The following is a 12,823-nucleotide window of genomic DNA, read 5'->3' as shown; positions in this document are numbered from 1 at the left end:
ACAATCTTTCAGGGAAAGCCCCCCGCCTCACGGCGGGGGGCTTTTTCGCGTTCCCGGACCATTTCCGGACCATTTCCGGGCATTACCGCACCGGCCCACGCTCATCGATGTACACGGTCGGCGTCGACAGGAAGATGTCGGCATCGACAGGGCCGTAGGCGACGTTGAAGGTGTCCATCCAGTACGACCAGCCCCGTACCCCGGCCGCGCTGCTGAAGCGGTAGTTCAGTTGCCACCGCACCCACTGGCCGGGCTGGAGCCGCACCGCCGGCGGTCTGCGTGGGCGAGGCGGAATGCCGAACAGTGGGTCCACGCGGGGAAGTACTCGCAGCCGGCCGTCCGCCTCCCGGAGACCGACCGCGAGGCTGCGACGCGCCTCCAGGGTCTCCCGCGGCTCGAAGGAGTCCTTCTCGTACATGCGGACGACATGCGCGGACGAGGCGGGTACGGGCGGCATCCTGAAGCCCACGGGGGCCGCGTTGCGACGAGCAGCGGCGTCTCCGCCCCGGGACTGCTTGGTCCAGGACGTCCTGACCCACTGCACGGTGATCTCCACAGCGCCCACCTCCGCGGCGAAGGATACAGAGAAACCCCCAGCCCTCCCGGGGAGTCCGGTGGCTGGGGGTGGAGGGGCCCGAGGGGGCGTCAGAGGCGGCCGGCGGCCTTGAGGGTGAGGTAGGTGTCGGCGAGGGCGGGGGCGATGGACTCGGGCGGGGCGTCGAGGACGGTGATGCCGTGGCGGGTGAGGAGCTCTGCGGTGCGACGGCGGTCGGCGCGGGTCTGTTCGGCGGCGGCGGTGCCGTAGACGTCGCGGACGGTGGTGCGGGGGGTGTTGACCAGCTCGTCGAGGCGGGGGTCGGCGACGGAGGCGAGGACGACCTCGTGGCGCTTGACGAGGAGGGGGAGCTGCGGGAGCAGGCCGTCCTCGATCTGGTGGGCGTCGAGGCCGGTCAGCAGGACGATCAGCGAGCGGTGGGGGGCCATCCGGAGGGCGGTGGAGACCATGGCGCGCAGGTCGGTCTCGATCAGGGCGGGTTCCAGGAGGGCCATCGCGTCGGTGAAGGCGGGGAGGATCTCCGAGGGCGAGCGTCCGGCGACGGCGGCGCGGCGCTGCCGGTCGTGGGCGAGCAGGTCGACCCGGTCGCCGGCCTTGGTGGCGAGCGCGGTGAGCAGCAGCGCGGCGTCGAGGGCGGCGTCCAGACGGGGGGCGTCGCCGACGCGGCCGGCGGAGGTGCGGCCGGTGTCGAGGACGACGAGGACGTGCCGGTCGCGTTCGGGGCGCCAGGTGCGGACGGCGACGACGCTGCGGCGGGCGCTGGCGCGCCAGTCGATGGAGCGGACGTCGTCGCCGGGGAGGTACTCGCGCAGCGAGTCGAACTCGGTGCCCTGACCGCGGGTCAGCACGGAGGTGCGGCCGTCGAGTTCGCGCAGGCGGGCGAGGCGGGACGGGAGGTGCTTGCGGCTGGCGAACGGCGGCAGTGCGCGGACGCGCCAGGGGGCGTCGAGGCCGGCCTGGCGGCCGGCCAGGCCGAGCGGGCCGAGCGAGCGGACGGTGACTCGTCCGCTGCGGTGGTCGCCGCGCCGGGTGGGGGCGAGGCGGGTGGTGATGCGGCGGCGTTCTCCGGCGGGGACGGTGACGGAGTGCCGGGAGGCGGTGAGCGAGGTGCCGGGGGCCCAGGCGGAGGGGTACCAGGCGTCGCGGATCCGGGCGCGCAGCGGGCGGCGGGACGGGTTGCCGACGAGCAGGTCGACGGTGACGGCTTCGCCGAGGCGGACGCTGGGGTCGCCGGAGCGTTCGAGGGTGAGGCGGCGGACGGGGGCGGCGAGCACCAGGTCGGCGACGATCGCGGCGAGCAGCGGCAGCATGACCACGCCGATGCCGGTCCAGGAGGGGAGCACGAGGCCGACCAGGAGGGCGCCGAGGGCGGCGATGAGGGCCGTGCGGCCGGTCAGGGCCATGGGGTGCGGGGCTCGCTTTCTGGAGCAGTGGACGCGAAGGTGGCCGAACTTCCGCCGGGGGAGAGGCAGTCGGTGCTCTCTCCCCGGCGGCGATGACGGTTGCGGCTAGCGCGGCGCGGGCGTCTGGGCGAGGACGGCCTGGATGACGCTGTCGGCGGTGGTGCCTTCCATCTCGGCCTCGGGGCGGAGCTGGATGCGGTGCCGGAGGGTGGGCAGGGCGAGGGCCTTGACGTCGTCGGGGGTGACGTAGTCGCGGCCGGCCAGCCAGGCCCAGGCGCGGGAGGTGTTGAGCAGCGCGGTGGCGCCGCGGGGGGAGACGCCCATGGCGAGCGAGGGCGAGTTCCGGGTGGCGCGGACCAGGTCGACGATGTACGCGAGGACCTCGGGGGAGACCGTGAGGGCACGGATCTCGGCGCGGGCCTGGGCCAGGTCGGCGGGGCCGGCGACGGGCCGGACGCCGGCCGCGGCGAGGTCGCGCGGGTCGAAGCCGCCGGCGTGCCGGGAGAGGACCTGGAACTCCTGCTCGCGGGTGGGCAGCGGGAGGACCAGCTTGAGCAGGAAGCGGTCGAGCTGGGCCTCGGGCAGCGGGTAGGTGCCCTCGTACTCGACGGGGTTCTGGGTGGCGGCGACCAGGAACGGGTCGGGGAGCTTGCGGGGTTCGCCGTCGACGGTGACCTGCTTCTCCTCCATGGCCTCCAGCAGCGAGGCCTGGGTCTTCGGCGGGGTCCGGTTGATCTCGTCGGCGAGCAGCAGGTTGGTGAAGACCGGGCCGGGCTGGAACGAGAACTCGGCGGTGCGGGTGTCGTAGACCAGGGAGCCGGTGACGTCGCCGGGCATCAGGTCGGGGGTGAACTGGATGCGCTTGGTCTCGACGTCGAGGGCGGTGGCGAGGGTGCGGACCAGCAGGGTCTTGGCGACGCCGGGGACGCCTTCGAGCAGGACGTGGCCGCCGCAGAGCAGCGCGACGACCAGGCCGGTGACGGCGGCGTCCTGGCCCACCACGGCCTTGCCGATCTCGTCGCGCAGGCCGGTGAGGGCGGCGCGGGCGTCGCGGGTCTGGCCGGGGTCGGTCTTGTAGAGCTGGTCGGTCACGGCTGTCGTACCTGCCATTCCATGTCGTCGAGGTCGTCGGCGAGCCGCAGCAGGGCGGCGTCGTCGGAGGGGGCCGGGCCGTACAGCAGCTGCTGGAGGTCGGCGGAGGGGCGTCCGAGCCTGGCGGCGGCGGCCTCGGTGAGGGCGGCCGGGTCGGGGTCCCCGGAGGTGTGCGGGAGGCCGAGGGCGGTGGCGGTCCGGCGGCGGGCGGCGTGGCGCAACGTTTCGGCAGCGTGGCCGCGGGCGTTGGCGCGGTGGTACAGCCGGGCGCGGCCCTCGGTGGTCTCGGAGGCGCGGACCACGGCGGGCAGCCGTTCGCTGAGCACCGGGCCGAGTCGGCGGGCGCGCCAGACGACGGCCAGCAGGGCGGCGAACAGGAGCTGCAGGGCGCCCCAGCTCCAGCCGGCCGGGACGAGGTCGCCGATGGTCTTGTCGTGCGGGGCGTCGGGCGTGGCGACGGCGTGGTCGGGGAGCTGCCAGACCAGCTGGTGGTGGGCGCCGAGCAGGCCGAAGGCGAGTGCGGCGTTGCCCTCGTGGTCGAGGCGTTCGTTGGTGAACATCCGCCGGCTGCCGAGCACGATCACCTGCCGGCTGTCGGTGGTGCGGCTGAGCACGCTGTGGCGGCCGTCGGCGTCCGGATAGCAGCCGACGTCGTGGGCGCCGAGGTGGTAGCTCTCGCCGCCGAGTTCGGCGGCGCCGGCGTTGGCGGCCTCGGGCAGGGTGCAGGCGGGGGCGACGACGGCGCTCTCGGGAACGTAGGAGGCACCCGAGACACCGGGGGCGAAGGCGTTCAGCGCGGAGTGGTCGGGGTCGAGCAGCACCAGCCGGCTGTTGGCGCCGCGGGGGATCGCGGCGAGCCGGGTGATTTCCTGCTCGGTCAGTTCCGCGGGGAAGGTGAGGACGAGGGTGGTGTCGTCGGCCCGCAGGGCTGCGGCGAGTTCGCTCTCGGTGGTGGCGGTGCGGCTGGTGACGCCGTACGTGTTCCGGAGGATCTGGTCGACGGCGCGGGTGCCGGACGGGTCGCCGGAGCGCGGGTCGAGCGGCCCGGAGGAGCTGCTGGTGGGGATGCCGGCGACCATGGCGCCGACCACCAGCACGGCGAGGACGGCGACCAGCCGCCAGCGCCAGCGCCGCCACAGGGTGCGCAGGGTGGTGCGGGGTGCGGCGTCCGGCCGGTCGACGGCGGGCAGCTCGGCGGGGTCGGCGGTGGCGGGCGGGGGTGCGGTGGTGGTCATGCGGTTCCTCCGCCGGCCGCCACGGGCGTGGGGCGGGTGCGTTCGAGGGCGCGGTCGAGGTCGGCCAGGAGCCGGTAGGACGCTTCGTCGGCGGTCCGCTCGCCGAACGCGATGTCGTCGAACAGCCTTGCGGCGGAGGCGAGTTCACGGGCCCGATCGGGCAGGCTGCGGCCTGCTTCGGCGGCGGCCTCGACGGCGGTGCGGCCGGGGCGCGGGTCGAGGACGGTGCGTTCCTCCAGGCCGCGGACCAGGGCGCGCATCTGTTCGCGGACGGCGTCGGCCCAGGCGCCGCGGGCGGCGTGGGCGGCGGCGTCGGCGCGGTGCTGGGCGGCGCTGCGCGGGCCGTCGGCGGTGAACAGCAGGCCCTTGGAGCGGGCCTCGCGGCGGGGCCGGCCGTAGCGTCGCCAGAGCAGCACGGCGATGATCGCGAGCAGCACGAGCACCACCACCAGGGCGGCGCCGTCGCCGCCGCCGAGCGGTGCGCCGGCGCTGCCCGTCAGGCGGTCGAGCTGGTGCTGGAGCCAGTCCATGAAGCGCTCGACCAGCCCGGGTTCGTGCTGGTGGTAGATGGCTTTGCGGAGTTCTTCGTGTGCGGCGTCGCGGGCGGCGTCGCGCGGCACGGTGACCGGGATGCTGTCCGCGAGCAGCACCCCTCCCCCCCGAAGTCCCATGATGATCAGACTCCCGGCGGAGGGTACTGGCCCGGGACGGGCGCGGTGGCAGTGGCGGCGGGCAGGTAGTGGCCGGGCAGGCCGGCGGCGGCCGCGAGTTCGAGGTCGAGCGCCTCGCGGCGGATCCGCTGGTCGACGTAGAGCAGCGCGAACAGGGTGCCGACCAGCGGGATGGTGAGGGTCTTGGCGAGGATGCCGCAGACCGCCATGATGCCGATGCCGATCGCGGCGTCGCCGTCGGAGACGTGGCCGAGGTTCGACGGCGAGGCGCCGATGAAGAAGGTGACGAGCTCGCCGGGGACGGTGAGCACCGCGGCGAGCAGGCCGATGAAGAGCTCGAACACGATCAGCGTGCCGAACATCCGCCACCAGGAGCCGCGGACCAGGCGCCAGGAGCGCTTGAGGGCGCCGACCACGGTCTGCTTCTCCAGGACCAGCGCGGGAGTGGCGAGGATGAGCTTGGTCCACACCCAGATCCCGGGCAGCACGGCGGGTACCGCGAGCAGCAGCCAGGCGGGCTGGTCGCCGAGGGCGGCCAGCGCCACCAGCGGGGCGATCGGCGCGGCGAACACGGCGATCATGATCAGCGTGTGCGTCAGGGCCAGCAGCGCCAGCCGGCCGAGGCGCGGCCGGGTCTGCGCCCAGGCCTGCTTGGCCGTGGTGTCACGGCCGATCAGGCTGTTGCCGAGGATCGGGGTGAGCAGGCCGGTGGAGACCACGCCGGCCAGCATTTCGAGCGGCACCGTGTAGTACGCGGAGAACACCGCGTCGAAGTAGTTGCCGGAGACGTGGATCCACCAGGAGACGCCGGCCTGGACGAGTTCGACGAAGCACGCGAGGATCAGGCTCAGCCCGAAGGCGGCCTTCCAGTACGTGCGGACGAGGGCGAACGCGCTGTCCATCAGTTCGACGAAGCCGAGCGGGCGCAGCGGGATGATGCCGGGCGTCGGTCCGAGCGGTCCGGCCGGACCGGGCGGTCCGGGAGGCGGAGGCGCGAGCGTGGCGGCGGCCTGCGGGGCCGGGGGAGCCGGGTGGCCGGTTTCGGACGGCCCGGGCGCTGGCTCGGGAGAACCGGGTGAAGTCCAACCCGGGGTCTCGGACAATCGACGCTCCTCGACGGGGCACCCTGGAACAGGTGCTTCGGGGTGACATCGTGCCATGGTGCGCACGCGTACCCCAGGGGTATCCCGTTGCTGATCCGCAACGGTCCGAGCAGGGCCCAGGAGCCGATACCTTTGCGATGGTATGACTGCTTCGGTCGACGGCCGGGGGGCCGGCAACGGAACAGCTGTGCGTCAGGTCACATTGGGGTGATGAGAAGATGGAGCCATGAAGGGACGTGTCCTCGTCGTCGATGACGACACCGCACTTGCCGAGATGCTCGGCATTGTGCTGCGTGGTGAGGGTTTTGAGCCGTTTTTCGTCGCGGACGGGGACAAGGCGCTGGCCGCCTTCCGGGAGACCAAGCCGGACCTCGTACTGCTCGACCTGATGCTGCCCGGACGGGACGGCATCGACGTATGCCGCCAGATCCGGGCCGAGTCGGGCATTCCGATCGTCATGCTGACCGCGAAGACCGACACGGTCGACATCGTGGTCGGCCTGGAGTCCGGTGCCGACGACTACGTCACGAAGCCGTTCAAGCCCAAGGAACTGGTCGCCCGGGTCCGGGCCAGGCTGCGGCGGGCAGAGGAGCCCACGCCGGAGCAGTTGACCATCGGTGACCTGGTGATCGACGTCGCCGGGCACTCGGTCAAGCGCGAGGGCCGCGGCATCCCGCTGACCCCGCTGGAGTTCGACCTGCTGGTCGCGCTGGCCCGCAAGCCCTGGCAGGTGTTCACCCGCGAGGTGCTGCTGGAGCAGGTCTGGGGCTACCGGCACGCGGCCGACACCCGCCTGGTCAACGTCCACGTGCAGCGCCTGCGCTCCAAGATCGAGAAGGACCCGGAGCGCCCGGAGATCGTGGTCACCGTGCGCGGCGTCGGCTACAAGGCCGGGCCCAGCTGAGGATGAGCGAGGAGCAGGCCGCCGCCTCCCCGTCGGACGACTTCTCCGGCGGGGAGGCTGCTGTGCGCGGCGACGTGCTGAGTTCCACCACCGGGCAGCCCCGCCGGCGGCGGTGGTGGACGGTGCTGTTCGCGCCGGTGATCCGGCAGTTCCGGCACCCGGTGGGCCGGGTGCTGTCGCTGTACCGCCGCTCGATCCAGCTGAGGGTGGTCGCGGCGACGCTGCTGCTGTCCTTCGTGGTGGTGCTGGTGCTCGGCGTGGTGGTGGTCGCCCAGGTGCGCACCGGCCTGCTGGAGGCCAAGCAGAAGGCCGCCCACGGGCAGGCCATCGGCGGCTTCCAGATCGAGCAGGACAAGATCAACGAGGCGATCAACCTGCAGGCCAAGGCCGGCGCGACCGCCGACCCGACCCGCGACCAGATCAACGCCTGGCTGACCAAGCAGGTCTCCGACCTGGCGTCCGGCGGCGCCGGCGTCTACTCGGTGATCGCGATCGGGCCCGGCGGCCAGGAGGACACGGCCGCCAGCGCCGGCCTGCGCGGCGGCGCCCGCTACTCGGGCTCGATCCTGCCCGACACGATCACCTCCGAGATGCGCGACATGGTCGCCGCCGAACCGTCCGTCCCGCACGAGCAGCCGGTCAAGCTGCTCCGCTCGCCGGACAGCCAGGCCAAGCCCGACGACAACAAGGGCCTGGCGATCGGCAAGCAGTTCAACGGGCCCGACGGCAACCCGTACCAGCTGTACTACGTCTTCTCCTTCTACCAGGAGACCAGCACCCTGAACCTGGTGATGGGGACGCTGGCCACCGCCGGGCTGTTCCTGGTCATCCTGCTGAGCTGCATCGCCTGGCTGGTGGTCCGCCAGGTCGTCACCCCGGTGCGGATGGCCGCCGGCATCTCCGAGCGGCTGGCCGCCGGGCACTTCGACGAGCGGATGAAGGTCACCGGCACCGACGACATCGCCCGCCTCGGCGACTCCTTCAACCGGATGGCCAACGGCCTGCAGGCGCAGATCCGCAAGCTGGAGGAGCTCTCCCGGGTGCAGCGGCGGTTCGTCTCCGACGTCTCGCACGAGCTGCGCACCCCGCTGACCACCGTCCGGATGGCCGCCGACCTGATCTACGACAGCCGCGAGGACCTGGACCCGATGGCGGCCCGCTCCGCCGAGCTGCTCCAGGACCAGCTGGACCGCTTCGAGTCGCTGCTCGCCGACCTGCTGGAGATCAGCCGCTTCGACGCCGGCGCGGCCATCCTGGACGCCGAACCCGTCGACCTGCGCGACATCGTCACCCGCGTCGTGGAGGCCGCCGACCCGCTGGCCCGCGCCAAGGGCAGCGCGGTGCTGATCCGGGGCGGCGAGACCCCGGTGATCGCCGAGGTCGACAGCCGCCGGATCGAGCGGATCCTGCGCAACCTGGTGGTCAACGCGCTCGAACACGGCGAGGGCCGGGACGTGGTGATCCGGCTCGGCGCGGGCGAAGGCGCGGTCGCCGTCGGCGTGCGCGACTACGGCATCGGCCTGAAGCCCGGCGAGGCCTCCCGGGTGTTCCACCGCTTCTGGCGCGCCGACCCGTCCCGGGTCCGCACCACCGGCGGCACCGGCCTCGGCCTGTCCATCGCCGTCGAGGACGCCCACCTGCACGGCGGCTGGCTCCAGGCCTGGGGCGAGCCCGGGGGCGGCTCGCACTTCCGGCTGACCCTGCCGCGCACCCGCGGCGGCGAGATCTCCCGGGCCCCGTTCCGGCTGGAGCCCGAGGACTCCCGGCACAACCGCGGCATGGCCTCGGCCGGCACGCCCTACCGGCGCGCGGTGCGCGGCGGCGAGCCCGTCGCCGTTCCGGAGACCCCGGACACCAACGAGCGCTCCACCTTCGGCTCCGGCCTCGGCGGCGTGCTCAGCATCGGACCGGGCCTGGGCCGGCCGAGCGCCGCCCCGGTCGCCGACCCGTCCGACGTCCGTGCCGGGGCCGCCGGATACGGTGCCACCGGCGCACAGATCGTGGTGGACCGGGGCGGCCGCCCGACGCAGCCGGCCCCGCCCGCACCGGACGGCGCCGACATTGACCAGGAGGGGACCCCCGGTGCACAGGAACGACAGGACGACTGATCGGCGGACCCGCGCCCTGGGGGGCGCGGCACTGCTGGCGGTCACCGCCACCGGCTGCGTCGCGATGCCGTCCGGCGGCGCGGCGCACCGCCTGGAGGTGCCGCAGGGCGCCGCCGACGGCGTCCAGGTGCACGTCTACCCGGTCGCCCCGCACAAGGGCGAGAGCCCCGGCGACCTGCTGGCCGGCTTCCTCGACTCCTCCAACGCCGACCAGGCCAACTACGACACCGCCAAGCAGTACCTGACCGCGGACGCCGCCAGGCGCTGGCGCCCCGACGCGCAGGTCGTGGTGCTGGCCGAACCCCCGCGGCTGGGCCATCCCGTTCCCGGGCCGGACGAGACCAGCGTGCCGATCAACGTCACCGGCACGCAGGTCGCGCAACTCGACGTCCGGCACACCTACCAGGCCCGCTCCAGCGAGTACGGGGAGACCTTCAAGTTCGTGAAGGTCGCCGAGGGCCCCGACGCCGGACAGTGGCGGATCAACGAACTGCCCGACGGCCTGATCGTCGACCTGACCAACTTCAAGAACACCTACAAGCCGGTCCACCGGTACTTCTTCGCGGTCACCGACCCGAGCGAACGCGTCCAGGCCAACCCGGTGCTGGTGCCCGACCCGATCTACCTGCGCCGCCGAATAGACCCGCTCACCGAGGCCGCCCGGGCCACCGTCGAAGGGCCCTCGCTGTGGCTCGCTCCGGTGGTCACCAGCCCGATCGAAGGCGTCAAGGTGCTCAGCGCCACCGCCGGCGACAACCGGGTCGCCTCCGTCAAGGTGGACGGCGTCGAGCTCGGGAAGAACCCGGCCGGCTGCCAGCAACTGGCCCAGCAGTTCTTCCAGACCCTGGCCGACCAGCAGGGCAAGCTGAACCGGCTCGAACTGTCCTCGCCCAAGGGCGGCTGCGCGATCAGCAGCGCCGACGCCGCGGTGGTCGCGCCGGGCGCGCTGGCCGGCGGCGAGAGCGGCATGCAGGCGTACATCCAGCTGGCCGACGGCCGGCTCACCCGCTACGGCCAGCCCGGCGGGGACCCCGGCCCGGGAGCCGCCGAGCCCGTCCCGGTCGCCGGGGTGCTCGGGCAGCCCGCGCAGGGCGGCCAGCCGCGGCCCGGCGAGCTCGCCGTCCGCCGGGACGGCAACGCCGTCGCGGTGATCGACAAGGACGGCCGCAACCTGTACCGCGCCGGCCTGACCGCGTCCGACAAGTACAGCGAGCCGATCGTCTCCAGCCACGCCCCGCAGGGCCTGGCCTCGCCCAGCTGGGACGGCCGGGGCGACCTGTGGCTGGTCGACCGCGACCCGGCCGCGCCCCGGGTGCTGATGGTGCGCGAGCCCACCGTCGTCCCCGTGACGGTGGAGGGGCTGGACAAGCGCTCCGTGCAGGCACTGCGGATCTCCTCCGACGGCGCCCGGATCGCGCTGCTGCTGCGCGGCCCCGACGGGAAGACCAAGCTGTCGCTCGGCCTGGTGACGCACGGCGGCACCGCCGCCGCCCCGACCGCCCGGATCACCGGGCTGCGCGAGCTCGCCCCGCAGCTCGCCGAGGTCGCCGCCGTCTCCTGGAGCGACACCGATCAGCTGGTGGTGCTCGGCAAGGAGGCCGACCGGCTGCAGCAGCTGCACTTCCTGGGCACCGACGGCTCGCAGTCCACCGACTCCCCGTTGCAGGGCGGCGAGTCGATGACGGCGCTGTCCGCCACCGAGGCCCGGTTGCAGGCCGACCAGGTCGGCCCGGCGGTGCTCGCCGCGTCCGGCAACGGCGTGTACCGGCTGAAGGACAACCAGTGGCACGCGGTGACCAGCAATGCGACGCCCGCGGCGTTCATCTACCCGGGCTGAGTCCGGCCTCCCCGGCGGGCGCGCCCCGCAGGACCGGCCCGGGGCCGCGCCGGACGGCCGCCGCCACGGTGGCCGCCGCCCGCGGCGGGCAGCCCGCCGCGCGCAGCGCCCGGGCCGCCTCGGCGAGGCTCGCGCCGGTGGTGACCAGGTCGTCCACCAGCACCAGCCGGTGCCCGGCCAGCCGGGCGGCCAGCCGGGCCGGCACCGTCAGCGCCTCGTGCAGGTTACGGTGCCGCTCGGCCGCGCCCAGGCCCGCCTGGTCGGCGACCGGACGGGCCTGCCGCAGCACCGGGGCGACCAGCGTCGCCACCCCGCCCAGGCGCAGTTCGCGGGCGGCGGCCCGGGCCAGGCGCAGCATCGGGTCGTGCCCGCGGGCCCGGGTGGCGGCCTTCGCGGACGGCACCGGCACCAGCAGCAGCGGGGCGGCGCCCGCGCCGGTGGCGGAGCGGACCGCGGCGGCCAGTGCGCCGCCGAGCGGGCCGGCCAGCCGCAGCGCGCCGCGTTCCTTGTGGGCGAGCAGCAGTTGGCGCACCGGCCCGGCGTAGGGGGCGGCGGCGTGCACCGGCGGCAGGCCGGGCGGTGGGCGCAGCGGCCCGGCGGGACCGGCGGCGGTGCCGTCGAGCAGGCCCCGGCAGGGCGGGCACAGGCCGGTGCGGCCGTCGCCGCAGCCGGCGCAGCGGGCGGGGATCAGCAGGTCGAGCAGGGCGGCGAGGACCGGTGCGGGGCCGGATCCGGGCCGGTGGGCGGTGCTGCGGCTCGTCACGGAAACCCTCCGGAACGCTCGCCGGGCGGCGAGTTCAGCCATACGGTCGGTGGTGCCAGGCGTGTTGTCCAGCTGTTTACCACTGTTTCACCCGTAGGAGGGTAGACAGGGAGGAACAGCCGGACTGTCAAACGCTTGTCGGTACGTTCGTTCGACTGGGGAGGCGAGATCCCCGGGTGAGGTGTTGCATAAGGGCTCCAGGGGTTTTGAACGCTCCTGGTGGGGAGGAAGTGAGGTAAGGGGCCGGCGGTTCTCGCGGGTCCCCCGGGCGGTGTTCCGGGGGCGGGCGGTGACCGGCTGGTCCGGCTGGGTCTCACGCCGGTCCGGGACGCACTCCGGGCCGGTCAGCACAAGGGATCGGAGTTCTGCGTGGACATCGTCGTCAAGGGCCGCAAGACCGAGGTGCCCAAGAGGTTCCGCGAGCACGTGGCCGAGAAGCTGGAGAAGGTCCAGAAGTTCGACACCAAGGCGATCAGCCTGGATGTCGAGGTGTCCAAGGAGCACAACCCGCGGCAGGCCGACCGTTCCGACCGGGTGGAGATCACCCTCCGCAGCCGGGGCCCGGTGATCCGGGCCGAGGCGTCCGCCAACGACGCGTGGGCCGCGCTCGACCTCGCCTCGGCGAAGCTGGAGGCGCAGCTGCGGAAGTCCGCCGACCGCCGCCGGGTGCAGAAGGGCGGCACCAACGGGCGCGGCCCGTTGAGCGTCGCCGCGGCCACCGCCGCGCTGGCAGCCCTGCCCGCGACGGAGGCCACCGAGGGCGTCAACGGCACGCCGCGCAAGACCCTGGCGGGCAGCCTGGAGGTCGAGGGGGACGGCCCGCTGGTGGTCCGCGAGAAGACGCACGCGGCCGCGCCGATGTCGCTGGACCAGGCGCTGTACGCGATGGAACTGGTGGGCCACGACTTCTACCTGTTCCAGGAGAAGGACAGCGGCATGCCGAGCGTGGTCTACCGCCGGCACGGCTACCACTACGGCGTGATCCACCTGAAGGAGGACCAGGCCGCGGCGGTCGACTTCGCCGGGGCCGGGGGCGCGATCAACGGCCCCGACGAGGAGTGAGCGGCGGCCGCGTCCGTCGAACGGAGGAAGTGGTGACCCCGGTGGCCGTGAACGGCCGCCGGGGTCACCGGCGTTCGGGGAGTCACCCG

At 73.9% G+C, this 12,823-nt stretch carries 11 protein-coding genes; 4 read left to right on the top strand and 7 right to left on the bottom strand.

The window, feature by feature from the left end:
* Positions 1-82: 82 nt before the first annotated feature.
* The 6 genes from AMK19_RS24965 to AMK19_RS24940 all read right to left on the bottom strand — a co-directional run bounded on the left by AMK19_RS24965 (position 83) and on the right by AMK19_RS24940 (position 5,859).
* Positions 83-556, bottom strand: coding sequence for a hypothetical protein (locus tag AMK19_RS24965; RefSeq protein WP_073815458.1), 474 nt, complete (start codon positions 554-556; stop codon positions 83-85).
* 89 nt (positions 557-645) lie between these two features.
* Entirely contained in the window at positions 646-1,959 is a 1,314-nt protein-coding gene (locus tag AMK19_RS24960) for a DUF58 domain-containing protein (RefSeq protein ID WP_073815456.1), read from the bottom strand.
* Between the two features lie 105 nt (positions 1,960-2,064).
* Entirely contained in the window at positions 2,065-3,069 is a 1,005-nt protein-coding gene (locus AMK19_RS24955; protein ID WP_073815454.1) for an AAA family ATPase, read from the bottom strand.
* Positions 3,048-4,286, bottom strand: coding sequence for a DUF4350 domain-containing protein (locus AMK19_RS38215; RefSeq protein ID WP_083647325.1), 1,239 nt, complete (start codon positions 4,284-4,286; stop codon positions 3,048-3,050). The genes AMK19_RS24955 and AMK19_RS38215 overlap by 22 nt, the downstream gene beginning before the upstream one ends.
* The gene (locus tag AMK19_RS24945) at positions 4,283-4,957 is read right to left on the bottom strand and encodes a DUF4129 domain-containing protein (RefSeq protein WP_073815453.1); all 675 of its coding nucleotides are present in this window, start codon (positions 4,955-4,957) and stop codon (positions 4,283-4,285) included. The genes AMK19_RS38215 and AMK19_RS24945 overlap by 4 nt, the downstream gene beginning before the upstream one ends.
* A gap of 5 nt (positions 4,958-4,962) precedes the next feature.
* Positions 4,963-5,859 (bottom strand): glycerophosphoryl diester phosphodiesterase membrane domain-containing protein, encoded by an 897-nt coding sequence (locus AMK19_RS24940; RefSeq protein ID WP_073815451.1) that lies wholly within the window; start codon positions 5,857-5,859, stop codon positions 4,963-4,965.
* 427 nt (positions 5,860-6,286) lie between these two features.
* Between AMK19_RS24940 and mtrA the strand changes: the two genes are divergently transcribed.
* The 3 genes from mtrA to AMK19_RS24925 are packed head-to-tail and all read left to right on the top strand — an operon-like array spanning position 6,287 to position 10,909.
* Complete coding sequence (gene mtrA / locus AMK19_RS24935) at positions 6,287-6,964, top strand: MtrAB system response regulator MtrA (RefSeq protein WP_030459579.1); 678 nt, start codon at positions 6,287-6,289, stop codon at positions 6,962-6,964.
* A 2-nt stretch (positions 6,965-6,966) separates the two neighbouring features.
* The gene (mtrB, locus tag AMK19_RS24930; protein WP_073815448.1) at positions 6,967-9,072 is read left to right on the top strand and encodes an MtrAB system histidine kinase MtrB; all 2,106 of its coding nucleotides are present in this window, start codon (positions 6,967-6,969) and stop codon (positions 9,070-9,072) included.
* Positions 9,047-10,909, top strand: coding sequence for an LpqB family beta-propeller domain-containing protein (locus AMK19_RS24925; RefSeq protein ID WP_073815446.1), 1,863 nt, complete (start codon positions 9,047-9,049; stop codon positions 10,907-10,909). The genes mtrB and AMK19_RS24925 overlap by 26 nt, the downstream gene beginning before the upstream one ends.
* Here the strand turns inward: AMK19_RS24925 and AMK19_RS24920 are convergent.
* On the bottom strand, positions 10,893-11,672 hold the full coding sequence (locus tag AMK19_RS24920; protein ID WP_073815444.1) for a ComF family protein: 780 nt from the start codon (positions 11,670-11,672) through the stop codon (positions 10,893-10,895). The genes AMK19_RS24925 and AMK19_RS24920 overlap by 17 nt on opposite strands.
* A 369-nt stretch (positions 11,673-12,041) precedes the next feature.
* On the opposite strand from AMK19_RS24920, the gene hpf reads away from it, so the two are divergent.
* Positions 12,042-12,734: a ribosome hibernation-promoting factor, HPF/YfiA family gene (hpf, locus tag AMK19_RS24915; protein ID WP_073815442.1), complete on the top strand. Its 693-nt coding sequence runs from the start codon at positions 12,042-12,044 to the stop codon at positions 12,732-12,734.
* Positions 12,735-12,823: the final 89 nt, after the last annotated feature.

Origin of the sequence: Kitasatospora sp. CB01950 (assembly GCF_001905465.1) — a bacterium.
GTDB lineage: Bacteria > Actinomycetota > Actinomycetes > Streptomycetales > Streptomycetaceae > Kitasatospora.
Note: the sequence above shows the minus strand (reverse complement) of the source record. Positions and strands in the feature narration are given on the sequence as shown.

What these genes read in the sequence shown, in the direction of transcription:
- mtrA (WP_030459579.1), top strand. Translation starts at nt 6,287, where the DNA reads ATGAAGGGACGTGTCCTCGTCGTCGATGACGACACCGCACTTGCCGAG.
- AMK19_RS24940 (WP_073815451.1), bottom strand. Translation starts at nt 5,859, where the DNA reads ATGGACAGCGCGTTCGCCCTCGTCCGCACGTACTGGAAGGCCGCCTTC.
- AMK19_RS38215 (WP_083647325.1), bottom strand. Translation starts at nt 4,286, where the DNA reads ATGACCACCACCGCACCCCCGCCCGCCACCGCCGACCCCGCCGAGCTG.
- AMK19_RS24955 (WP_073815454.1), bottom strand. Translation starts at nt 3,069, where the DNA reads ATGGCAGGTACGACAGCCGTGACCGACCAGCTCTACAAGACCGACCCC.
- AMK19_RS24945 (WP_073815453.1), bottom strand. Translation starts at nt 4,957, where the DNA reads ATGGGACTTCGGGGGGGAGGGGTGCTGCTCGCGGACAGCATCCCGGTC.
- AMK19_RS24960 (WP_073815456.1), bottom strand. Translation starts at nt 1,959, where the DNA reads ATGGCCCTGACCGGCCGCACGGCCCTCATCGCCGCCCTCGGCGCCCTC.
- mtrB (WP_073815448.1), top strand. Translation starts at nt 6,967, where the DNA reads ATGAGCGAGGAGCAGGCCGCCGCCTCCCCGTCGGACGACTTCTCCGGC.